At 41.4% G+C, this 25329-nt stretch carries 16 protein-coding genes and 1 tRNA gene; 9 read left to right on the top strand and 8 right to left on the bottom strand.

Going from position 1 to position 25329, the window contains the following annotated elements; all coding sequences use genetic code 11:
• Window positions 1-50 precede the first annotated feature (50 nt).
• Window positions 51-4505, top strand: coding sequence for a translocation/assembly module TamB domain-containing protein (locus tag ACHLI0_RS01885; RefSeq protein WP_490748335.1), 4455 nt, complete (start codon window positions 51-53; stop codon window positions 4503-4505).
• 64 nt (window positions 4506-4569) lie between these two features.
• On the opposite strand, the gene ACHLI0_RS01880 is transcribed toward ACHLI0_RS01885, so the two are convergent.
• Both ACHLI0_RS01880 and ACHLI0_RS01875 read right to left on the bottom strand, forming a co-directional pair.
• On the bottom strand, window positions 4570-5451 hold the full coding sequence (locus tag ACHLI0_RS01880; RefSeq protein ID WP_490748334.1) for a PepSY-like domain-containing protein: 882 nt from the start codon (window positions 5449-5451) through the stop codon (window positions 4570-4572).
• A gap of 23 nt (window positions 5452-5474) precedes the next feature.
• Window positions 5475-5912 (bottom strand): PepSY-like domain-containing protein, encoded by a 438-nt coding sequence (locus tag ACHLI0_RS01875; RefSeq protein ID WP_008765741.1) that lies wholly within the window; start codon window positions 5910-5912, stop codon window positions 5475-5477.
• A gap of 230 nt (window positions 5913-6142) precedes the next feature.
• Here ACHLI0_RS01875 and ACHLI0_RS01870 point away from each other — a divergent pair, with 230 nt between their 5' ends.
• Genes ACHLI0_RS01870 through ACHLI0_RS01860 form a run of 3 tightly spaced genes read left to right on the top strand, consistent with a single transcriptional unit; the run spans window position 6143 to window position 8990 of the window.
• On the top strand, window positions 6143-7294 hold the full coding sequence (locus tag ACHLI0_RS01870; RefSeq protein WP_008765743.1) for a COG1470 family protein: 1152 nt from the start codon (window positions 6143-6145) through the stop codon (window positions 7292-7294).
• Window positions 7295-7297: 3 nt separating this feature from the next.
• Window positions 7298-8041 (top strand): ABC transporter ATP-binding protein, encoded by a 744-nt coding sequence (locus tag ACHLI0_RS01865; protein ID WP_490748333.1) that lies wholly within the window; start codon window positions 7298-7300, stop codon window positions 8039-8041.
• Entirely contained in the window at window positions 8034-8990 is a 957-nt protein-coding gene (locus tag ACHLI0_RS01860) for an ABC transporter permease (protein WP_008761587.1), read from the top strand. The genes ACHLI0_RS01865 and ACHLI0_RS01860 overlap by 8 nt, the downstream gene beginning before the upstream one ends.
• Window positions 8991-9109: 119 nt before the next feature.
• Here ACHLI0_RS01860 and ACHLI0_RS01855 read toward each other — a convergent pair whose 3' ends face one another.
• The 4 genes from ACHLI0_RS01855 to ACHLI0_RS01840 form a co-directional block, all read right to left on the bottom strand.
• Window positions 9110-10393, bottom strand: coding sequence for a sensor histidine kinase (locus tag ACHLI0_RS01855; protein WP_234117811.1), 1284 nt, complete (start codon window positions 10391-10393; stop codon window positions 9110-9112).
• Window positions 10394-10415: 22 nt separating this feature from the next.
• Window positions 10416-11093, bottom strand: coding sequence for a response regulator transcription factor (locus ACHLI0_RS01850; protein WP_490748332.1), 678 nt, complete (start codon window positions 11091-11093; stop codon window positions 10416-10418).
• Between the two features lie 136 nt (window positions 11094-11229).
• Entirely contained in the window at window positions 11230-12723 is a 1494-nt protein-coding gene (gene proS, locus ACHLI0_RS01845) for a proline--tRNA ligase (RefSeq protein WP_008761590.1), read from the bottom strand.
• A gap of 360 nt (window positions 12724-13083) precedes the next feature.
• A tRNA-Gly gene (locus tag ACHLI0_RS01840) sits at window positions 13084-13156 on the bottom strand.
• Window positions 13157-13897: 741 nt separating this feature from the next.
• On the opposite strand from ACHLI0_RS01840, the gene ACHLI0_RS01835 reads away from it, so the two are divergent.
• The 5 genes from ACHLI0_RS01835 (at window position 13898) to ACHLI0_RS01815 (ending at window position 22830) form a co-directional block, all read left to right on the top strand.
• Window positions 13898-15310 (top strand): TolC family protein, encoded by a 1413-nt coding sequence (locus ACHLI0_RS01835; protein WP_234117809.1) that lies wholly within the window; start codon window positions 13898-13900, stop codon window positions 15308-15310.
• A gap of 6 nt (window positions 15311-15316) precedes the next feature.
• Window positions 15317-16306: an HlyD family secretion protein gene (locus ACHLI0_RS01830; RefSeq protein WP_011107544.1), complete on the top strand. Its 990-nt coding sequence runs from the start codon at window positions 15317-15319 to the stop codon at window positions 16304-16306.
• Between the two features lie 4 nt (window positions 16307-16310).
• On the top strand, window positions 16311-17495 hold the full coding sequence (locus ACHLI0_RS01825; RefSeq protein WP_225679474.1) for an ABC transporter permease: 1185 nt from the start codon (window positions 16311-16313) through the stop codon (window positions 17493-17495).
• A complete protein-coding gene (locus ACHLI0_RS01820; protein WP_055217844.1) occupies window positions 17479-18648 on the top strand; it encodes an ABC transporter permease in 1170 nt (389 codons plus the stop codon). Before ACHLI0_RS01825 ends, ACHLI0_RS01820 begins: the two co-directional genes overlap by 17 nt.
• Window positions 18649-18840: 192 nt before the next feature.
• Window positions 18841-22830 carry a hybrid sensor histidine kinase/response regulator transcription factor gene (locus tag ACHLI0_RS01815; RefSeq protein WP_490748331.1) on the top strand — a complete coding sequence of 1330 codons (3990 nt, stop codon included), beginning with the start codon at window positions 18841-18843 and terminating at the stop codon, window positions 22828-22830.
• Window positions 22831-22893: 63 nt separating this feature from the next.
• Here the strand turns inward: ACHLI0_RS01815 and ACHLI0_RS01810 are convergent, their stop codons facing one another.
• Together ACHLI0_RS01810 and ACHLI0_RS01805 are read right to left on the bottom strand one after the other, a co-directional pair.
• Window positions 22894-23403, bottom strand: coding sequence for an ECF transporter S component (locus tag ACHLI0_RS01810; RefSeq protein WP_258972807.1), 510 nt, complete (start codon window positions 23401-23403; stop codon window positions 22894-22896).
• A gap of 12 nt (window positions 23404-23415) precedes the next feature.
• Window positions 23416-25314 (bottom strand): TonB-dependent receptor plug domain-containing protein, encoded by a 1899-nt coding sequence (locus tag ACHLI0_RS01805; protein ID WP_490748330.1) that lies wholly within the window; start codon window positions 25312-25314, stop codon window positions 23416-23418.
• Between the last annotated feature and the right edge of the window lie 15 nt (window positions 25315-25329).

Genomic DNA, 25329 nt, shown 5'->3' with positions numbered 1-25329 from the left:
TATATATCGGAACTATTGTTTTGCTGAATATTCCAAATGTTCAGCGAGCAATGAGTGTGTTTATCGCCAAGGAATTGTCCGAGGTGCTGAATACACGCCTGACTATCGGCAAAATAAATATCGGTCTATTAAACCGTATTATCATTGATGATGTGCTGCTTGACGACCAAAGCGGCAAGGAAATGCTCAAAGTAACCCGCTTATCGGCTAAGTTTGATATCCTTCCTTTCTTTAAGGGAAAGATTTCCATTAGCAGTGTCCAGTTATTCGGCTTTACCATCAATCTGAATAAAGAGGCTCCCGACTCTCCTCCGAATTTCAAGTTCGTATTGGATGCTTTTGCTTCCAAGGACACTGTAAAAAAGGAAAGTTCGCTGGATTTGCGTATCAATTCCGTTTTGATTCGTCGGGGAAGGATGGCTTATCATGTATTGTCAGAGGAAAAGACTCCCGGAAAGTTTAATGCCAAGCATGTTCAGCTTCAGAATATTATAGCCAATATTTCATTGAAGGCGATGAACAGGGATTCTTTGAATCTTGGTATCAAGCGTCTGAGCTTCGATGAAAAGGCTTCCGGATTCTCTTTAAAAAAGATGAGTCTGAAATTGGTTGCCAATGATAAACGGACTAATATAGAGAATTTCGCCATCGAGCTGCCCGAAACTTCACTGAAGATGGATACCATTCATTTGGTGTATGACAGTCTGAATGCTTTTGATCAGTTCTCGGAGAAGGTCCACTTTTCTTTCCGTACGTTACCCTCGCAGATTACTCTGAAAGATATTTCCCCTTTTGTACCTGTATTGGCGCATTTCAAGGAACCGATAACGCTGGATATGCAGGTGAAGGGAACGGTCGACCAGCTCACCTGCTCTCATCTGGAGATTACGGCCGACGATCGCCAGTTCCGGCTTTCGGGGGATGTATCACTTCAAGAGCTTTCGAGTCCGCAGGATGCGTATGTATACGGGAAACTTTCCGAGCTTTCCGCCAACAGTCGCGGCGTCGGTTTTCTGGTACGTAATCTGAGCAGCAATTATAATGGGGTACCTCCTCTTCTGGAACGTTTGGGGGATATTGATTTCCGTGGAGAGATTTCAGGATACTTCACCGATCTAGTTACTTATGGACAGCTGCGTACCGGGATTGGTAATGTAAAAACCGACTTAAAGTTAAGTTCCGATAAAGCTAAGGGGTTGTTTGCTTATTCCGGTGCTGTCAAAACAGAAGAGTTTGAACTGGGCAAGTTATTGAATAATGAGAAGTTTGGGGAAATCACCTTTAACCTGGATGTACATGGACGGCATATCGAAAACCAGCTTCCTGCTGTGGAGTTGAAGGGATTGATCGCTTCTGTGGAATATAGCAGATATAAATATGAGAATATTACGCTGGACGGCGAATACAAGCAAGGCGGATTTAACGGGAAGATAGCGCTGGATGATCCGAATGGGTCTATTTATCTGAACGGAGATGTGAATGTGGCATCCAAGGTCCCTACTTTCAACTTCCTTGCCGTTGTCGACAAGTTCCGTCCTAATGATCTAAATCTTACACCTGACTACCAGGATGCGGAGTTTTCTCTGAAGGTAAAAGCCAACTTTACCGGAGGTTCCATTGACGAGATGATTGGAGAGATCAATGTGGACAGTCTGGAGTTCAGGGCACCGGACAAGGAATATTTCATGAAGAACATGAATGTACGGGCTACCCGGCAGGATAATGAAAATCAGCTTAAACTGACTTCTGAGTTTCTGACGGCAAGCATAGCGGGAAAATTCCAGTACCACACCTTACCGGCAAGTATTTTCAATATCATGCGTCGGTATGTTCCGTCTTTGATATTGCCTCCGAAGAAACCGATAGAGACGAACAATAATTTCGCATTCGATGTACATATATATAATACGGACATTTTATCTACGATATTTGATGTTCCGTTGACTGTATATACACATTCTACGTTGAAAGGGTATTTTAATGATGCCTTGCAGCGGCTACGTGTGGAAGGATACTTCCCCCGTCTGCAATATAAGAACAACTTTATCGAGTCGGGTATGATCCTGTGTGAGAATCCTTCGGACCATATCAGTGCGAAAGTGCGTCTGACCAGTCTGAAAAAGAATGGAGCCGTGAATCTTTCTCTGGAAGCACAGGCTAAAGAAGATAAAGTCAGCACGACTCTGAACTGGGGAAATAATGCCATAGCGACTTATAGCGGAAAGTTGGCGGCTGTTGCACAATTTCTGCGTACAACAGGCGAAAAGCCTTTGCTGAAAGCGATGGTGGATGTGAAACAGACCGACGTTATCTTGAATGATACGCTTTGGCAGATACATCCTTCGCAGGTAGTGGTAGACTCGGGCAAGGTGGATGTGAATAATTTCTATTTCAGTCATCATGACCGTTATGTGCGTATCAACGGGCGGCTTTCCGACAATCCGGCGGATACCGTAAAAGTGGACTTGAAAGACATTAATATGGGATACGTATTTGATATTGCAAACATATCCGATGACGTAAATTTTGAAGGAGATGCTACGGGAACAGCTTATGCCAGTGGCGTGTTCAAGAAACCTGTGATGAATACCCGCCTCTTTGTCAAGAACTTCTCGCTCAATCAAGGCCGTTTAGGTGATTTGAACGTATATGGTGCCTGGGATAATGAGAAAAGAGGAATCTATCTGGATGCGTCTATTCAGGATATATCACCGTCACCATCGCGAGTCACCGGTATGATCTACCCGTTGAAACCGGAAAGCGGACTTGATCTGAATATCGATGCCCATGAACTGAATTTGAAATTCCTCGAATTTTATATGAAATCGATAGCACAGGATATAAAAGGACGGGGAACGGGAAAAGTACATTTTTACGGAAAGTTCAAGGGATTGAATCTGGATGGGGCTGTTATGACGGATGCTTCCATGAAGTTTGATATTCTGAATACCCACTTTGCCGTTAGAGATACGATTCATCTGGCTCCTACCGGATTGAAATTCAATAATATGCATATTGCCGATATGGAAGGGCATTCGGGAACCTTGAACGGGTATCTGCGTTTCCAGCATTTCAAGAATATAAATTACCGTTTTGAGATACAGGCTAATAATATGCTCTTGATGAATACGAAGGAATCGACGGATATGCCATTCTTTGGAACGGTATATGCTACGGGAAATGCGTTGCTTGCAGGGAATGCGATACAGGGACTGGACGTAAATCTCGCCATGACGACCAACCGGAATACGGTATTCACCTATATCAACGGAAATGTGGCGTCGGCTGCCAGCAACCAGTTCATAAAGTTTGTAGATAAAACGCCCCGTCGAAGCATTCAGGATTCCATTCGGGTAAATTCCTATTTTGAGCAGATGCAGCAGAAGCGTCAGGCGGACGAAGAAGAGCATCAGACAGATATTCGTTTGAATATTCTGGTAGATGCTACACCCGATGCCACCATGAAAATTATTATGGACCCTATAGCCGGAGACTACATCAGTGCGAAGGGAACGGGAAACATACGCACGGAGTTTTATAATAAGGGGGATGTGAAGATGTTCGGTAATTACCGGATCAGTCAGGGAATATATAAGTTCAGCTTGCAGGAAGTGATTCGCAAGGATTTTATTATCAAAGATGGAAGTACGATTACTTTCAACGGTGCTCCTTTGGATGCGAATATGGATATTCAGGCTTCATACACGGTAAACTCCGCTTCACTGAACGACTTGAATCCGGATGTTTCCTCCATTGCCCAGCAGACTAATGTACGGGTAAACTGTATCATGAATCTGAGTGGGATTTTACTGCGGCCGACCATTAAGCTGGGTATCGAGCTTCCGAATGAAAGAGATGAAATTCAGACGTTGGTGCGCAATTATATCAGTACGGAAGAGCAGATGAATATGCAGATTCTTTATCTGCTGGGTATCGGTAAGTTCTATACGGAAGATGCTGCACGGAACAATCAGAACTCGAACGTGATGTCATCGGTACTCTCTTCTACCCTGTCCGGTCAGTTGAATAATGCCTTATCTCAGGTTTTTGAGACTAATAACTGGAATATCGGTACCAATCTGAGCACGGGTGATAAGGGATGGACGGATATGGAAGTAGAAGGTATCCTGTCCGGTCAGTTGCTGAACAACCGCCTGTTGGTTAATGGTAATTTCGGCTATCGGGACAATCCGATGGCGAATACCAACTTTATAGGCGACTTCGAAGCTGAATGGCTGATCAATCGCTCGGGAGATATTCGTCTGAAGGCTTATAATGAAACAAATGACCGTTACTACACAAAGACAAACCTTACTACGCAGGGAGTCGGTATCATGTATAAGAAGGATTTCAATAAATGGAGTGACCTTTTCTTTTGGAATAAATGGAAACTGCGCAGCAAGCGGAAACGTGAAGAAGCCGAAAAGGTGCAACAGCAGCAGACAGACAGCATTGCCGATGATAAAGCTAAGTCGGAGCTAAAGAGAAAGCGGGCACAGGAATAAAACAAAATGAGTGTGTGCCAAAAGTCAATAGTGACAATATTTTGGACACACACTCATTTTATTTTTATTTGAGAATCGTACCGTCTGCGGTTACTTTAATATCTATATCCGGAGAATTATTTCCTTCCAGTTCAATCTGATAATAGGATGTTTCTGTTGCCATCTCAAAGTATTCGGCATCATCCATCTGATACCCTGCATACTCAACGCTGATGGTATTGGTCACTGCTGTGGGCAGTTCGTTTCTCCGTACCTCCCATGAGGTAGAATACCACTCTCCGTCTTTATCAAATAGCACTTCTTTGGAAACGTTGCGGTTCAAGCCACTGTCGAAATGGATGATATCTACTTCTATAAATCCGAACTCCCAGTCGTTTTTGTCATCTTCCACGTCTACTTCCACAATTCTTGCTCCTGCATATTTTCCATCAATGAAAGTCTTTATGGCGGCGGGCAGTTGAGTGGTCGGAAGATGGTCGTTTTCATGATCGTCTGTGTCTGCAATGCTTTTAATCAGCACTCCATCGGCAGAATAATACAGATCGACTTCCTGATTCTGGTTTTCCACCTCAATGACGTAGACTGTTTCGATGCCTTGCCGCTCGAGTTTATCCACATCGTCTCTTTTCCATGTCTTATAGTCACCTACTTCGAATGCACTCTTTACCGGATCGGGCAATGCGGTGTACGGGATATCCGTTTCAGTCATATGCCAGTTGCCATCCGTCGTAAACCATGCGGATGCCTCATATCCATCATAGAAGTCCGCTACATAATATCCTGCCTTTGTTTCCCACTTTACGTTCTTGATGTTAGGATACCTGGTCGAGAATGCTTCTTGCAATGCGGTAGGAACAGCAATTGATTCATCGTCATCGTTGTCGCAGCTGTGCAGGCTCCATGCTGCACAGAATGCTATCAGTAGTGTATAAATTCTGAGTTTCATTGTTGTCGTAGATTTTAAGAAAGTTAATTATCAATATCAATCAGATTAAACTTCAGGTCAAATTTCAGTTCTGTACGGTTGGACAGCTTTACTTCGTAATCTTTCTTATCACGTTCTATCTTCAGCACTTTTGCATCCGGATAATTAGTTGTTACATATTTCTGAATGGCGGCAGGAATAATGGCAACAGGTACGGAGGTGTGCTTGCAATCTACTTCCTCCCAGTTTCCCTTCTTGTCAAATTCCACTTTGTTACCATTCGTAAAAATCACTTCATAGCTTTTGTAAAGGAAGTCACTTTCCATTTTTGCCAGTGCCACTTTGCTGTCAGAGAAATGCTGTTTGATAAACTGTTGTGCTAATTGTGGCATTTGAGTCACCTGGATAGGTTTATCGTCATCTGCACGTGCTACTGTCTGTAAAGTGAACAAGCATACTAATAAGAATACTAACTTTTTCATAATCGTTGTTTTTTTAATTGGTTTTACTATTATCATTTAATTTATAATGCAAAGATGAGAGGAGAATCTGAAAAGATTTGGGAATTTTGGGCAAAATCCGAAAAAAACAAAGGAAATCTTTCTTATTGTATTCTTTTGTTTCTTTTAACAGCAACTAATAAATTCATCGCTTATTTTTGCAGGCACAAATTTGACAATATTCATATTAAATCAACCATAAGAACTTTCGTATGACTATGAGAACAAATTGTTTTTTATTATTAACTGTTTTGCTGGGAATACTTCCCATGAGTAACACACACGCTAACGACTCTATACCTAAAAGCGTGATCTTGTACACACCTTACACAAAAATCTCCGTTTCACCGGGGGCGTCTATTGACTACAGCATTGACCTGATTAACAATACAGACAAGTTGGTGAATGCCAATCTTTCCGTCAGTGGCCTATCAAGCAGCTGGAAACATGAAATGAAATCCGGTGGTTGGAATCTCAGTCAGTTGGCCGTACTCCCTAAAGAAAAGAAGACTTTTAATCTAAAGGTAGATGTTCCTTTAAAAGTAAGCAGAGGCAGCTACCACTTTGTAGTGTCTGCCGGAGAAGCGCAACTCCCTCTGAATGTCGTTGTGGCACAACAAGGTACTTATCAGACGGAGTTTACCACCGACCAGCCCAATATGCAGGGAAATTCCAAATCAACTTTCACCTTTAATGCCACACTGAAGAATCAGACTGCCGATCAGCAACTGTATGCGCTGATGGCTAAAGCACCCAGAGGCTGGAATGTTATTTTCAAACCTAATTATAAGCAGGCAACTTCCGCACAAGTAGAAGCCAACAGTAGCCAGAATGTAAGTATAGACATCACTCCTCCTGCCAATGTGGAAGCTGGCAGTTATAAAATTCCCGTACGTGCCGCTACAGGCAATACTTCGGCTGAACTGGAACTGGAAGTAGTTGTCACCGGTTCTTATCAGATGGAACTGACCACCCCGAGAGGATTATTAAGTTCTGACGTGACTGCCGGTGATACCAAACGAATCGAACTGGAAATTAAAAATACAGGTTCTTCTTTATTGAAAGATATCCAGCTGTCTGCCAACAAGCCGGTTGACTGGGATGTAGCTTTCGAACCGTCAAAGATAGAAATGCTGAAAGCCGGAGAAACGGCTACTGCTGTAGCCATCTTGAAAGCATCTAAGAAAGCGCTTCCGGGTGATTATGTAACTACGATGATGGCTAAAACTCCGGAAGTGAATGCAGACGCTCAATTCAGAATTGCCGTAAAGACTCCGATGATTTGGGGATGGGTAGGCGTTCTAATTATTCTGGCTACTATCGGTGTTGTCTACTATCTGTTCCGTAAATATGGAAGGAGGTAAATTATGGGCGAACAAGTGATCGTACTTACCGAATTAACCAAACAATACGGTAAATTTACTGCTGTAGATCATATTCGCCTGAGTATCCGGAAAGGAGAAATCTTCGGTTTGCTGGGTCCGAACGGTGCCGGAAAGTCAACTACTATTTTGATGATGCTGGGATTAACGGAGCCCACATCGGGAATTGTCGAGATTTGTGGAATTAATTCTACCACTCATCCTATTGAAGTGAAAAGGAAAATTGGCTATCTGCCCGAAGATGTGGGATTCTATGACGACATGACAGGTCCGGAGAATCTGATGTACACAGCACGGCTGAACGGTATCCCTGACAAGGAGGCGAAAGTAAAAGCACTGGAGCTGATGAAGCGCGTAGGGCTTGAAGATCAGCTGAAAAAGAAAACCGGAAAGTATTCCCGCGGTATGAGACAACGTCTTGGTCTGGCCGATGTGCTTATTAAGAGTCCCGAAATCATTATTCTGGATGAGCCGACTTCGGGAATTGACCCTGCGGGTGTTCAGGAATTTATCGAACTGATTCGCTGGCTGAGCAAGGAGGAAGGGCTGACGGTTTTGTTTTCTTCCCATCATCTGGACCAGGCACAGAAAGTATGTGACAGAGTAGGATTGTTCAGTAACGGCAAAATACTTGCTCTGATTGATATGGCAGAGCTGAAAGAAAAGAAACAGGAATTGTCTGATATTTATAACCATTATTTTGAGGAAGGAGGCGAAGGGCATGAGTAAAGTCAATCATCCTTTTTGGGTTATCGTACATAAGGAAATATCCGATCATGTCAAAAGCTGGCGTTTTCTTATTCTGATCGGTATCATAGCACTTACTTGTATGGGATCGCTATACACGGCGCTTACTAATATCGGTGCGGCTATCAAACCGGATGATCCGGACAGTTCGTTCCTCTTCTTGAAGTTATTTACAGCTTCGGACGGGACTCTCCCCTCTTTTGTGCTGTTTATTAACTTTTTAGGTCCTTTGTTGGGAATTGCTTTAGGATTTGATGCTGTCAATTCGGAGCAGAATAAGGGGACATTGAGCCGTATGCTGTCTCAGCCCATTCATCGTGATTGTATCATTAATGCGAAGTTTGTGGCTGCTTTGATCGTGATAGGTATTATGCTGTTTGTACTGGGCTTTTTGGTGATGGGATTCGGATTGATTGCCATTGGCATTCCTCCTACGGCTGAAGAATTCTGGAGAATCGTTTTCTTTCTTATAACGAGTATCTTTTATGTAGCCTTTTGGTTGAACCTGGCCATCTTATTCTCACTCCGTTTTCGTCAGGCTGCTACTTCTGCGCTGGCTTCCGTAGCCGTTTGGCTGTTTTTCAGCGTATTCTATACGATGATTGTCAATTTGGTGGCAAAGGGATTAAGTCCGTCGCAGATGGCGTCTCCTTATCAGATTATCAGTTATCAGAAATTTATTCTTGGATTAATGCGTCTGGCACCCAGTGAATTGTTTAATGAAGCTACTACAACGCTGCTGATGCCTTCTGTCAGAAGTATCGGACCGCTTACGATGGAACAGGTACAAGGAGCTATTCCGAGTCCGCTGCCGTTGGGACAGAGTCTGCTTGTTGTTTGGCCACAGCTCACGGGGCTGATTGCAGCGACTGTTATCTGCTTTGCAATCTCGTATATTATGTTTATGAGAAGGGAAATCCGATCCCGATAATCATATGCGGAGTCCAAACCAGACACTGTCATAAAGTGTAATCTTAGACAGTACCCAATTAATTCTGCCATCCAGTACATTATTTTGTTCTGGATGGCAGATGTGTTTTATCAGTTGTTTTACTTCTGGTTCTTACTGGAGATTTCGAAACAATGTTCTCCTTGTTCGAAGTAATATCGCAAGTTCAGCTGTTGCAGACGGCAGATGGAATCGGTTATTGCCAACCCTAATCCGGTAGATCCTTCTTTTTTGTGTCCTTGATAGAAACGTTCAAAGATGTGAGTCTCATCCAGTGGTTGCTTCTCTCCGGAATTTCGGAAGGTGATGCTATGTTTGGTTATGATAATCCGGATATGTCCTTCGTCTACGTTATGCACGAATGCGTTCTTTAACAGGTTTGTCAGTAAAGCAATGGCCAGAGACTCGTTCATGGTCACATGGAAATTTGCCTGTTCTGTTATACTTACTTCTATGTTTTTGTAGTCGTAGACTTCTTTATAATCTTCCAGGTATTGCCTGAGGAGTACGTTTAAGTCTACCTCTTTGGTGTCGGTGAACTGACCGTTATCTATTTTTGATAGCAGCAACAGAGATTTGTTTAGTTTGGTGATATATTCCAGTGTCTGATGGGTTTTCATCAACTCTTCAAGCTGGTTCTCGGACAAAGAATCGTCCTCCATCAGCATTTCCAGCCGATTGCGGCAGATAGCAAGCGGTGTCTGAATTTCATGTGAGGCGTTTCCGATGAATTGCTTCTGTTGTTCGAACATTTGTTCTGTTCGCTCTACGTAACGGGCGGCCGCATCATTCAGTTTGCGGAATTCCGTGATCCGTGTATCGTTTTTCAGAGGTTTGTTTTTCTTTCCGGTCTGATAGCTGTCCAGCCAATGAAGCAGTACATACAGCGGTCGCATATTGCGATAAAATACCCATACGGATATGATGATGATACAAAGTAACAGAGCTACATACAGGAAAATAATCCAGACCTGAATCGCACTTTTCAAATCATCTTTTTCGATGCTGGGAGTGGATACGGTCAATTCGTAATAACGGTCTTCGTCATCTTTAAAGATAGTGGTCAGGATACGTGCCGGTTCTGTTTCCTCTTTTTCTACAATGTATACCATGGAGTCTTTATATTGGATATCTTCCTGGCTCTTTGCATATTCTTTGGTTATTTCCTTCAGGTAATATTGATTATTGGAACCGTTGTTTTTGGAGGGAAGTTCCTCTCCTGCCAATGCGCGGATAATGATTGTTTCCGAATAATCTTCCAGTGAATCATCCACTTCATCGTTGACTTCATCGATCATCGTAACATAGAAAAAGACTGCCCAGACAGTCAGGATAAGAGTCAGAGCCAGGGTGATGCGAAGAATGATATAATATATAAGTTTCATGGATGGTCCTTTCTGGTTTCGATTATTCTACAATCAGTTTATAGCCGAATCCGTAAACGGCCTTGATTTCAATATTTGCTTCTGCATCCTTCAATTTTTTGCGAAGATTTTTGATTTGTGCATAAATGAAGTCAAAGTTATCCACTTGATCGATGTGGTCTCCCCATACCGATTCTGCCAGTGTGTTTTTATTGACCAGACGGCCGGGACGATTTATAAAATAAAGGAGGATATCATATTCTTTTCTGTTCAGTTCCAGCTCCTGTTCGTTAACAAACACCCGGTACTTGTCAGGTTCTATCCTTACATTTCCCTGACGGATATCGATTTCTCCATCATGTTGATTCCGACGGATTACACTTTTGATCCGCGCATTTAATTCTGCCAGATGAAATGGTTTCGGCAAATAATCGTCAGCGCCTAGTTCCAGTCCCAGTACTTTGTCTTCCAGCGAATCTTTGGCAGAGATAATAATCACATTTTCCCGTTTGTGGAGAGCTTTCAAGCGTTCGAGAAGGTCAAGGCCGTTCCCGTCCGGCAGCATAATATCCAGTAAGACACAATCATAGTCGTAATCTTCTATTTTGTATAATGCACTGCTGAAGTCTCCAGCCGTCTCTACGACATAACGTTCTTTTTCCAACGAACGTTGTATCAATTCTCTTAAAGAGGGTTCATCTTCTACAATTAATATCTTCATAAAATCTTCTCCTTTCTTTATTACTGTCTACAAAGAAAAGGGATATTTCTGAAATAAAACTGAAATGGATAAAAAAAGAGTCAGATTCTCAACTTTGAAAATCTGACTCTTTTACTATTGAAATAGATATGTGTTTTTAATAAGAACGTGCAAAAACGACGCGACAGGCAGAAGGTTTACCCGTTACCATACATTTACCCGGTTCTTTATCACCTTCAACGTATGAATCGAATGGGATACAACGAATCGTTGCTTTTGTATCCTCTTTAATCTTTTCTTCAGTTTCGGTTGTTCCGTCCCAATGAGCCAGGATAAAGCCGCCTTCTTCGATTTTCTCTTTAAATTCTTCGTAAGTATCTACAGTCGTGATTTTAGAATTGCGGTAATCCAATGCTTTTTTGTAGATATTTGCCTGAATTTCTTCGAGCAGTTTCTGAACATATGTTTCGATGCCATCGCAAGTCACAGTTTCTTTTTCCAGTGTATCGCGGCGCATTACTTCCATTGTATTGTTTTCGAGGTCACGTCCTCCCATCACCAGACGAACAGGGACACCTTTCAATTCATAATCTGCGAATTTGAAGCCCGGACGTTTGTTGTCCGCATTGTCATATTTCACAGAAATGCCCAGTGCTTTCAGTTTGGCAACAATGCCTTCCACTTTCGCGTCGATTTGTTTCAGTTGCTCGTCGTTCTTATAGATAGGAACGATTACTACCTGAATCGGAGCCAGATGTGGAGGTAATACCAGACCGTTATCATCGGAATGAGTCATAATCAGAGCACCCATCAAACGGGTAGAAACACCCCATGAAGTTGCCCATACATATTCCATCTTATTTTCCTTATTTACAAACTGAACATCAAATGCCTTGGCAAAGTTCTGTCCGAGGAAATGAGATGTACCGCTTTGCAATGCTTTTCCATCCTGCATCATAGCTTCAATGGTATAAGTATCGAGTGCACCAGCAAAACGTTCGTTAGCGGATTTTACACCTTTCACTACCGGAACAGCCATGTATTTCTCAGCAAATTCGCTGTATACATTCAGCATTCTGATTGCTTCTTCCTCTGCCTCTTCGCGTGTGGCATGAGCGGTGTGTCCTTCCTGCCACAGGAATTCGGCAGTACGCAGGAAAAGACGGGTACGCATTTCCCAACGGAAAACGTTTGCCCACTGATTACAAAGAATAGGCAGGTCACGATAAGACTGAATCCAGTTTTTATATGTATTCCAGATGATTGTTTCTGATGTAGGGCGAATAATCAGTTCCTCTTCCAATTTGGCAGCAGGGTCTACTACTACGCCGGAGCCGTCTTCTGCATTTTTCAAACGGTAATGAGTCACTACGGCACATTCTTTAGCGAAACCTTCTACGTGTTCTGCTTCGCGGCTCAGGAATGATTTTGGAATTAATAATGGGAAATAAGCATTCACGTGTCCGGTTTCCTTGAACATATCGTCCAGTTGACGTTGCATCTTTTCCCAAATTGCGTATCCGTAAGGCTTAATCACCATACATCCGCGTACGGCAGACTGTTCTGCCAAATCAGCTTTTACCACCAAATCGTTGTACCACTGTGAGTAGTTTTCGCTACGTTTGGTGAGGTCTTTCAGTTCTTTTGCCATTATATTTTTCTATTTAAGTTTTCTTGGATGTTAAAACAGGGTGCAAAAATACGAAAAAGGAACGAACTGCCCTATTCTTCTCGCATTATTTTCTTTATACCGCCTTATGTGACTGATTTATCCATTTATAGTTACTATTATAGTCACTTTACTTGGTGTCATGGAAGAGTATATCTATGGATTTCACTCAGATGAAGAAATTTATTGTTATTGGACTACTATTCCTAATATTCATTTCTGCTTTACTGGGATTTTATGGTATTTATCTGATACATAAAATATCAAGAAAATGAGTTAAAAGAACTCTTGTAAAAATATAAAAACAGATAGTCATTGTCTGACTACCTGTTTTTTCAGTAGAGCGGTAAGCGAGACTCGAACTCGTGACCCTTAGCTTGGGAAGCTAATGCTCTACCAACTGAGCTACTACCGCATTACTTGTATCTTTCATAAAAGCCTTATGAAATGGTGATGCAAAGGTAAACATAATTTTTATATCTCAAATAAATTTCTTCAAATTTTAGTAGAGGAAAATCTATATTATAATTTCTATTCCAGATGAGAAAAAGAATCGGATATGAAAAATCGTATATTCGATTGCTGTACAATTTAAAATATACAGGTAGAAATAAAATGATTCGATAAAATCCTCTGGATTTCTAATCAGATATTTTCAGAACTTAATATTATTGGACTTACTTCTTGTCAATATGTTCGATTTTATCAGTTTATGCTAACGATAAGTTAATTGTATGCTTACTAACTGATTCAATCTGAAAGATTGAAATGATTGAGATTTTAGTCGTATCCGGAACAAATAACCTGTTTCACTTGTGTTTTATTCATTCCTTTTAAGGGAGCAGAACGTTCCTCACCGACCAATGTCCCGTTGGTTTAAAACCAAGGAGTCGTTCCTTTAAAAGGAAATAGCTCAAATAACGTTCTTTTTCTGTATAATCCGATAATATATATGCAAAAACGTGTTGAAATTCTGCATATTGTTACATGCTTTTATACATTATTTCTGCTGTTTGATGAAACATGTACGGAGCTATTCTTTGTCTAATCTTAAATATAGAACATTTTTTTAAGATTCTTTCTCTGTTTGTTAAAGTGAACAAACCCGTCCTCTCATCTGTTAGAAAGTCTCAATTTTAGATTTAACCTAACCAGCATGAAAAAAAATAAGATACTTTTTGTACTATGGGCTTTGTGTTTTTTCGTCATTCGGACAAATGCACAGACACCGCTAAGTTTCGAAGAATCGTTGCACCTGCTTAATCAGGGAAATCAGAGCTTGAAGATAGCTGATAAAGGGATAGAGATTGCCAAGGCAGAACGTGACAAGCTCAATGCTTTTTGGTATCCTACCTTGCAGTCTACAGGTGCATTTGTGCATATGTCTGAGAAGATTGAAGTGAAGCAGCCACTGTCTCAGTTTACTGATCCGGCAAAAGACTTTGTACATTCCGTTATTCCGGATGACCAGATAATCTCAGCTATTCTGGATAAAATAGGAGCCAATACTCTTGTCTTTCCACTAACTCCGAGAAACTTGACGACTGTTGATCTGTCAGCAGAATGGGTGCTCTTTTCCGGAGGAAAAAGATTTCGTGCAACAAATATTGGTCGGACAATGGTGGATCTGGCGCGAGAGAATCGTGCACAGACTGCTGCAAGCCAGCAAAACCTGTTGGCGGAAAGTTATTATGGTCTGCGACTGGCACAACAGGTCGTAGCGGTGCGTGAAGAAACTTATAAAGGTCTGCAAAAGCATTATGAAAATGCTTTGAAACTGGAAGCTGCCGGAATGATAGACAAAGCAGGACGACTGTTTGCCCAAGTGAATATGGATGAAGCAAAGCGGGCATTGGAAGCTGCACGAAAGGAAGAAACAGTGGTGCAAAGTGCCTTGAAAGTTTTGTTGAATAAAAAAGATACGGATGAGAATATCGTTCCTACTTCTCCCCTTTTCATGAATGATTCGTTACCACCCAAAATGCTTTTTGATATGTCGGTCAATAGTGGAAACTATATGCTTAATCAACTGCAGCTGCAAGAACATATCGCCAAACAGGAAGTACGGATTGCCCAAAGCGGATACTTGCCGAATATAGCCCTTTTTGGAAAACAGACCCTCTATTCGCATGGCATTCAAAGCAATTTACTACCGCGTACCATGGTGGGGATCGGTTTTACATGGAATCTCTTTGACGGACTGGATCGGGAAAAGAAGATCCGGCAATCAAAGCTAACCCACCAAACGCTGGCTTTAGGGAAAATGAAAGCACGCGATGATCTTGCTGTCGGAGTGGATAAACTCTATACACAATTGGAGAAAGCTCAGGATAACGTAAAAGCGCTGAATGCGACCATCGAACTGAGTGAAGAACTGGTACGTATCCGAAAGAAATCCTTTACTGAAGGGATGGCAACCTCTACCGAAGTGATTGATGCTGAAACCATGCTTGCCAATGTAAAAGTGGCTCGTCTGGCAGCATATTATGAATATGATGTGGCATTGATGAATCTTCTTTCACTCTGCGGCACACCGGAACAATTTGTAAACTATCAACCTAAACCGTAACAAACAATGAAACCAACTAGTAGAACCCTTTCATGGGCATTCGTCATTATTATGCTGGCAGTCGGTATTTTTACTGCTCTGGGAATAATATTGATGCACAAACAACCGCTCGTCCTGCAAGGGCAGGCAGAAGCGACAGAAATCCGTATTAGCGGGAAACTTCCCGGACGTATCGATACCTTTTTGGTTCAGGAAGGTGACTGGGTACGTCAAGGAGATACTCTCGTTGTGATCAACAGCCCCGAAATACATGCCAAGTATCAGCAGGTGAATGCATTGGAGCAAGTAGCCGTACAGCAGAACAAGAAAATAGATGCCGGTACCCGCCGACAGATTGTTGCTACCGCGCTGCAGCTATGGAACAAAACAAAAAGTGATCTTACACTGGCTAAAACAACTTATAACCGTATTCTTACCTTATATAAAGACAGTGTTGTCACTTCCCAGCGGAAAGATGAAGTGGAAGCTATGTATAAAGCTGCTGTTGCAGCCGAACGGGCAGCCTATGAACAATATCAGATGGCGGTAGACGGTGCACAGAAAGAAGATAAAGAATCTGCCGCCAGTATGGTGAATGCTGCCAGAAGTACGGTGGAAGAAGTGTCGGCACTATTGGTCGATGCTCGGCTGACAGCACCCGAAAACGGTCAGATAGCTACCATCTTTCCTAAACGTGGGGAATTGGTTGCGCCGGGAACTCCTATTATGAACCTGGTTGTCATGGACGATATTCATGTAGTTCTCAATGTGCGTGAGGACTTGATGCCACAATTTAAGATGGAGGGCACCTTTGTTGCGGATGTGCCTGCCATCGATAAAAAAGGTATTGAGTTTAAAATCTATTATATCAGTCCGTTAGGAAGTTTTGCTACTTGGAAATCAACGAAGCAGACCGGAAGTTATGACTTACGAACCTTCGAGATCCATGCCCGTCCCACTCAGAAAGTGGATGACCTGCGCCCCGGTATGTCCGTATTACTGACATTAAATGAATGATAGAATGAGTTTATCACAAACATATTCTCCTTTTCGTTCCGTGCTGCTCAGGGAGTGGCGACGGATGACTTCACGACGCCTTTATCTGGGTGTGTGTATCATCCTGCCGCTATTTACCCTTTTCTTCATGGCAACAATCTTCGGCAACGGGCAGATGGAAAACATTCCCATCGGTATTGTCGATCAGGACAATACTGCCTTTTCACGAGCAATCGCCCGAAATATATCTGCTGTGCCAACATTTAAAGTGACAAGGCATTTTGTGAATGAGGAAGCTGCCCGAAAGGCCGTACAGAAGAAAGAAATTTATGGCTATCTCTCCATTCCTCCCAAATTTGAGCAAGATGCTATTTCGGGAAAGAATGCGACTCTCTCCTATTATTATCATTATGCGTTGCTTTCGGTAGGTGGCGAATTGATGGCTGCTTTCGAAACGTCGCTGGCTCCTGTGTCGCTCTCTCCCATTGTGATGCAAGCTGTCGCTCTCGGAGTGGAACAAGACAGGATCACTACATTCCTGTTGCCCGTACAAGCCAGCAATCACCCTATATACAATCCGAGTTTGGATTATTCGGTTTATCTGAGCCAACCGTTTTTCTTCGTCTTGTTTCAGGTATTGATTTTACTCATTACTGTATATGCAGTCGGAATTGAGATTAAATTTCGCACTGCCGATGAATGGCTGTTTGTTGCCAAAGGAAATATGGTAACGGCTGTTTTAGGAAAACTACTCCCCTACACCATTATCTTTATTTTGATAGGATGTCTGGCAAATTATGTGATGTTCGGCATTCTGCATATTCCTTTTCAAGGAAGCTGGTTATTGATGAATATGCTGACAGCGCTTTTTGTCGTGGCAACACAGGCATTGGGATTATTCCTGTTTTCGCTATTTCCGGCTATCTCTCTGATCATAAGTATTGTTTCCATGGTCGGCTCTTTGGGAGCTACTTTATCCGGTGTCACTTTTCCGGTGACCAATATGTATCCTTTGGTACGAGATGCCTCCTATCTTTTTCCTGTCCGTCATTTTACGGAAATGATGCAAAATATGCTCTACGAGGGGAGTGGTTTTATCCACCTTTGGCCATCGGTTGTGATACTATGTATCTTTCCGTTGCTGGCTTTAGTGTTGCTTCCTCATCTGAAACGTGCCATAGAAAGTCATAAATATGAAAAAATTAAATAAGTTACAACAGTTATCGTTCATCATCCGACGTGAATATCTGGCTATCAGTACCAGCTATGCTGTATTACTAGTATTGATGGGTGGAATCTTCGTATACGGATTGCTCTATAATTATATGTATGCCCCCAATATTGTGACGGATGTCCCGGTTGCCGTAGTCGATAACTCACATAGCGAGTTGAGCCGTAACTTCATCCGATGGCTGGATGCTACGCCTCAAGCGGAAATTTATGATCAGGCTATGGATTATCACGAAGCTAAGGAATGGATGAAAGCTGGAAAAGTACAAGGTATTTTATATCTCCCTCATGATTTTGAGGAACGGGTATTTCGTGGAGATGAAGCCGTGTTTTCTCTGTATGCCACTACCGATGCTTTTCTCTATTTTGAAGCCTTACAAGGAGCTTCTTCACGTGTGATGCTGGCTATCAATGATAAATATCGTCCGGACGGAGCAGTCTTTCTGCCTCCTCAGGGATTATTGGCGGTAGCTATGGCACAGCCTGTAAATGTAGTGGGAACCGCACTCTATAACTATACGGAAGGATATGGATCTTATCTGATTCCGGCCGTTATGGTCATTATCATTTTTCAGACATTACTGATGGTCATTGGTATGCTGACCGGAGAAGAGCATATGACAAAAGGCATCCTTGCTTATACTCCCTTCGGAAAAAGCTGGGCAGTCGCTATACGTATTGTATCAGGGAAAACGTTTGTCTACTGTAGTTTGTATGCTGTTTTTTCATTCTTTCTATTAGGGTTGCTTCCTCATTTCTTTAGTATTCCCAATATTGGAAACGGATTGTATATTGTATTGATGATGATCCCCTACTTGCTGGCGACCTCTTTTCTGGGGCTGGCAGCCTCCCGATATTTCACTGATTCGGAAGCACCATTGCTTATGATTGCCTTTTTCTCGGTAGGACTGATTTTTCTTTCCGGTGTTTCCTATCCGATGGAGCTGATGCCTTGGTATTGGAAAGTTGCTCATTATATTTTTCCGGCAGCACCTGCTACACTCGCCTTTGTGAAGTTGAACTCAATGGGAGCAAGTATGGCTGATATCCGGCCCGAATATATTACTTTATGGATTCAGGCAGTTATCTATTTTATATTAAGTGCATGGGTATATAAAAAGAAACTCAGCTGAAAGTAGTATTTTAGTTGCATATTTTAAACTGATATCGTTCAAAAGTATAATATTTCAACCAACGAATAATTAACTATGGAAATAAAAATGTTTTGTTGAACATTTTACTTGATTATCTCGTCCTTTTTTATTTATTTTGTTAACTATTATTTGGAGATAGACCATAGTACTACTTTAAATACAACTATTTATATGAGGAATATTATACTATTTTTATTATTACTGCCGTTAATGGCATATGGACAAACATACAAACATATTGGAGTAGAGGATGGTTTGAGCAATCGGAGAATATACAATATTCAGAAGGATCACCAAGGATATATGTGGTTTCTTACTAATGAGGGTATGGACCGATATAACGGTAAGGATATAAAGCACTATAAACTTATCGAAGAAAACAAACAATTGAGTTCCGAAATACATCTCGGATGGCTGTATGCTGATAAAGAAGGCGGGATATGGGTCATTGGAAAAAAAGGACGTATTTTCCAGTATGAAGAAAAGTATGATCGTTTTACGATGGTCTATAAGTCACCGAAAGTCACTGATGCCATCAGTTACGGTTATTTGGACCGTAACAACAATTTATGGTTATGCGGCAAAGATTCTATTTTGTTGTATAATACTAAGACTACTCAGGTTATGCGGCTTCCTAATTTGTTGGAAGATAATATTACGGTAGTAGAACAGGCTGATGACACTCATTTCTTTATAGCAACAGAAATGGGGGTCCGGTATACTCAGTTTGAAAACGAAGCTTTGAAAGTCATTCCTTTAGATGTGCTTGATCATGTCTATACGCAAATTAACGGTCTCTATTTCCATCCTCAGCTTCACAGACTTTTTGTAGGAACTTTTAGTGATGGTACTTTTGCCTATGATATGTCTGCTCATCAAATTATCAAATCAGATACGAAGTTGGGTGATGTGAGTATTACTCATATCAGACCGTTGAATCAAAAGGAACTATTGGTTGCTACGGAAGGAATGGGAGTACACAAAATTGATGTAAATACTTGTAATACCTCTCCGTTCATTGTGGCAAACTACGAAAGTTATAATGAGATGAATGGAAATAATATAACCGATATTTATATTGATGAAGAAAAAAGAATCTGGCTTGCCAATTACCCGGCAGGAATTACAGTAGTCGATTTCCGTTATAAGAATTATCGTTGGATAAAGCATTCTATCGGTAATAAGCAGTCTATCGTCAATGATCAGGTACATGCGGTTATTGAAGATAGTGAAGGAGATTTATGGTTTGGAACCAGTAATGGGATAAGTTTCCAGGATTCAAAAACCGGTCAATGGCATTCTTTTCTGAGTTCTTATGATAAGCAGCTGAAAGATAAGAACCATATTTTCATTACTTTATGCGAAGTTTCTCCGGGTGTTATCTGGGCAGGAGGATATACGTCGGGTATTTATAAGATTAACAAGAAAACATTGTCTGTAGAGTACTTTTCGCCTTTTCTTCTTAGCTCTGTCAACATACGTCCGGATAAGTATATCAGGGATATGATTAAAGATTCAAAAGGATATATATGGTCGGGAGGGTATTACAATCTAAAATGTATTGATCCTAGAAAAAATACTGTCCGGTTGTATCCCGGAGTCAATACTGTTACGGCGATTGAGGAAAAAGATACTAATTTCATGTGGGTGGGGACAGCTACTGGACTTTTTCTGCTTAACCGGAATTCCGGTGAATATCAGTATATATTAATGCCTGTGGAATCAATATACATCAATACTCTTTATCAGGCCAATGACGGATTACTGTATATCGGTACAAACGGCTCGGGAGTACTTATATATGATCCTGGAAACATGAGTTTTGAACACTATTACGCTGATAATTCGGCACTTGTATCTAACAGTATTTATACGATTCTTCCGGAAATGAACGGACAGATAATGATGAGTACGGAAAATGGAATTACCAGCTTTTCTATAGAAAAGAGATCATTTCATAACTGGAGTCGCGAACAGGGAATGATGTCTGCTTGTTTTAATGCAACTTCCGGTGCGTTACGTAAAAATAATAATTTTGTTTTTGGCAGTGTTGATGGGGCAGTTGAATTTCCGGCAGGTATAAAGTTGCCGGATTATGAATATTCGAAAATGATATTCAGCGATTTTCATATTTCCTATCAACCGATTTATCCGGGAGAAAAAGATTCTCCTTTAGAGAAAGACATTGATAAGACTGATGTGTTGAGACTTAAATATGGTGAGAATACTTTTTCGTTTCGTGTTTCTTCCATCAACTATGATTTTCCTTCTCATTCAGTTTATTATTGGAGGTTGGAAGGCTCTTCTTATAATGAATGGGTACAACTGAGTGGCAATAGTTTAATTCGTTTTACCAATTTAAGTCCCGGCAAATATAAACTTTATGTACGTGCCATATCGAAGGAAGAACCTAGTATCGTTTTCGAAGAACGGCAAGTTGGAATTATCATATCGCAACCTGTATGGCTAAATGGCTGGGCTATATTCATATATATGCTTCTGATTGTCTTTGTTTTCAGCATTGCTTTCCGGATAATGATTCTGAAAAAGCAGAAAAAGATATCGGATGAGAAAACACATTTCTTTATTAATACAGCTCATGACATCCGCACTCCGCTTACGCTGATAAAGGCTCCTTTGGAAGAGTTTGTTGAGGAAGAAACACTGACAGAGATCGGTTCGCAGCGTATTAATACGGCATTGAGAAATGTGAATGCCCTTTTACGGTTGAGCACTAATTTAATCAACTTTGAACGGGCTGATGTTTATTCTTCCGAATTGCGTATCTCAGAATATGAACTGAACACGTATATGAATGAGATATGTAATAGTTTTCGTTCGTATGCCAATATCAAGCATATTGATTTTACTTATAAGAGTGACTTTAATTATCTGAATGTATGGTTTGATAAAGATAAGATGGATTCTATCTTAAAAAATCTGATTTCCAATGCGTTAAAATATACTCCAGAAAATGGGATAGTCAGCGTATCTATTTCTGAGACTAAAGACTCATGGAAGCTGGAAGTCAAAGATACGGGAATAGGCATTCCGGCAAACGAACAGAGTAAACTGCTTAAGATGCACTTCCGGGGTACAAATGCTATTAATGCAAAGATAACCGGTAGTGGAATCGGACTAAAGCTGGTTGATAAATTGGTGCACCTTCATAGTGGTAAGATAAATATAGAGAGTGTTGAACAACAAGGCACTACTATCACTGTTGTTTTCCCGAAGGGTAATAAGCATTTCCGTCACTCGAACCTGATAGATCCGGAAAAAACTGGCAGACAGGAAGCTGTACTGGATGCTCCGGTTATATCCGAAGCGGCGGAAAAGACAAACGATGAGAATCTGCAACGTATTCTTATTGTCGAGGATAATGATGAACTACGTGCTTATCTGGTCAATTCATTATCACCGATGTATAATGTACAGGCTTGCGGTAATGGTAAGGAAGCATTGATCATTGTAAAAGAATTCTGGCCGGAGCTTATTCTATCCGATATTATGATGCCGGAAATGCGGGGTGACGAACTGTGTTCCACTATTAAGAATGATATTGAAACATCACATATTCCTGTCTTGCTACTTACTGCTTTGGGTGAAGAACAGAATATTCTCGATGGTCTGGATATTGGTGCTGATGAATATATTGTAAAACCGTTCAGCATAAGAATCCTGAAAGCCAGTATTGCTAATTTATTGGCGAATCGGGCATTATTGCGCAGCAAATATGCGAATTTGGAAATAGATATAGAGGTTAAGACTCCTTTAGCGAAATGTACTAATAGCCTTGACTGGCAATTTTTATCGGCTGTGAAAAAAACGATAGAAGACAATATCAATAATCCTGCCTTTTCTGTTGAAGTTCTCAACGATTTGCATAATATGAGCCGTACACGTTTCTATTATAAACTGAAAGCAATAACAGGACTATCTCCTCAGGAATTGATAAAAACGACCCGGCTGAAACGTGCTACGCAGCTATTAAAAGAAGGTGAGTATAATATTACTGAAATCTCGGAGATGTGTGGATTTTCAGAATCCAAATATTTCCGGGAAGTATTCAAGAAAGAATATAAGATGAGTCCGAGTCAATATGCTAAGGAATATAGTATTTCTTCTTCCAGTATTATAGAAGATGATTCAGATGAATAAAATAATAAGCAGCTTTTTCTTTGCAGAAAAAGCTGCTTATTATTTTATGATTAGAAACATTATTTACGTACGTATCAAGTATTTAATAAGCAAATAACCTCCTGATACTTGCAGGCACATTCCGGGAATACCGATGCGGAAGTTCTGGACGGCATTGTAGAAATTTCCTATATACATCCACTCTCCCAATGTTCCGATGATCTGATAAAACAAAACTACTCCTGCTAATACAGGGATAGAAATGCGTCCGAAGCGTTGCGCAGCCCATCCGGCGGCGATAGCTAATAATACGGATTTCAATAGGATGGCAGGCAATACTGCGGGCACTGGCATACCAAAGAGCAGAGAGTTTATGACTGGAGACAAGATAGCAGTTAGCAAACCGACCTTCCAGCCATATTTGTAAGCACCGATCAGAGTGAAGAAATAAATAGGTAGCCAGGTTAATCCACCTAGTGGAATGAGATGAAAGAGCCTAGGAAAAAGGATATTGTCAACGATGAATAACGAGGCTGCCAAATAGGTCTTCACATTACTGTAATTCAGTGAATAGAGTTTTACTGTTGTTTCCATATCTTTATTCTTTTAGAAATTCAAATTAATACCACCCATGAATGTTGCCTTGGGCATGGGATACCCTGCATTTATTTCGTAACGTTGTGCCAACAGGTTTTCACCTTTCACAAAGATGTTGGCAAAATTACAAACACGATAACTTCCTCGCAGATTCCATAAAACAAAACTATCCTGTTGCTTGGTGCCTTTATTATTAACGATTACAGAAGTGTAAAGTCCCTTAATATATTGCATTCCTGTCGATACAGTCCAGCGACCTGCGGTATAGTCTGCTCCGACATACAATTTGTGTTCAGGAGCGGCGAGAACCGGATTCTCCATGTGCAACCAGCTATAGTTGGCATTCACATTCCAATGAGAATTAAACCGATAACCGATATTCGCTTCAATTCCCCAGTTTTCTATTTCTCCGGAATTGACGTTCAGCGGAGGTGTCAAGCCATTGCTCATAATAATATTGTCACCGTTAATATAATACAGGTTCAACCCGTAATATAAGGCTCCTTCCAATAACCGTTGAGAATAGGAAAGTTCATAACTGACCAGTTTTTCCGGATTCAGTTCCGGATTGGCAGGAGCAAACATATACATTTCCCGGATGGTAGGGTTGCGATATCCTTTGCTCACCATCGCTTTAAGTTCTGCACTTTTGGGAAGATGAAAAGCCAGTCCTCCCTGTGGAATCCATTCAGTACCTACATGAGAGTGATGATCTACACGAACACCCGCATCCAATGACAACCAGCTATTTATATCCTGACGGAAATCGACATATCCTGCAAATTCATCCATTTGCTTGTCTACTCCCGGTTTCCGCTCTCCGGTAACCAAGACTTTGTTCCATGATTCGCCTCCGAAGTGCTGATAGTCAAATCCTACCGTCAGACGATTGCCTGTAAAGAACGTAGCACTCTGATACCAGGAAATGCCGAGCATCTTGTCTTTAGAATTAAAGTGTGATGTTTGCGGCTGTTCTCCTGTTTTATATCCGTCATTGATTTTATGCCGTCCCCAATTATAGAAAAAGCTCAAAGCTCCTGATGTCTTCTCATAATGGTTTTCCAAGGCAAGCGAGGTTATACCACGTGTAATACGCGAATCATTGTCGATAAGTGGAACTTGTATCGTTCCCGGATTGGAAGCATCGAAATGGGTTACATTTACATCTCCCCAGAGTTTCCAAGAAGAGCTGAAATCATATCCTAACTTCGCGTATCCTCCATATTGTTCGAACTCCATATCGGGACGATGTCCGTCCGTACGATTGTAAGAACCGGTAACGATACTGCTGAAACGTCCTTTCTTTACACGGTTGGAAAATTCCGTCTGCAAAGTGTTGTATGAGCCATACCCTATCTGCATATTCGTTCTTACTCCCTCATCTTGCTGTTTGCGGGTGACTATATTGATTACTCCGCCCATTGCATTTGAGCCATAGAGTACAGAGGCAGGGCCGCGCAAGACTTCCACTTTCTCTGTCAACATAGACTGATATGCATCCGCAATCGGGTGTCCCATCAATCCCATATATTGCGGATGTCCATCGATCAAAACCAATAAACCTGCCGTCGGACTGCCTCCGATACCACGCAGACTCATGCCACCTGCCGCACCTGTGGATACACCATATCCCATGATACCACGGCTGGTAGTAAAGAATCCGGGAACCTGTTCCGTCAATAGCGGCAAAAGCGAAGGTTCATATCTCTTCTCTATTTGTTGCCTTCCTACTACTGAAATAGTCATGGGAAGGTGACGAATATCCGTCTCGTTCCGTGTTCCGGTAACTACGACTTCGTCGATAGTATAGTTTCTTTTGACTTGTGTGCTGTCTTTTCCGGGTTGTGCCATTCCTGAAATGGAAAGCAGGCTGCCGAACAAAAACAAACAAACTGTATTTGTTTTCATATTCTGTTTCGCGCT

The organism is Bacteroides sp. RCH18, assembly GCF_058231005.1.
The sequence above is the reverse complement of the archived record's forward strand: the minus strand, read 5'-3'. Positions and strand labels throughout refer to the sequence as shown.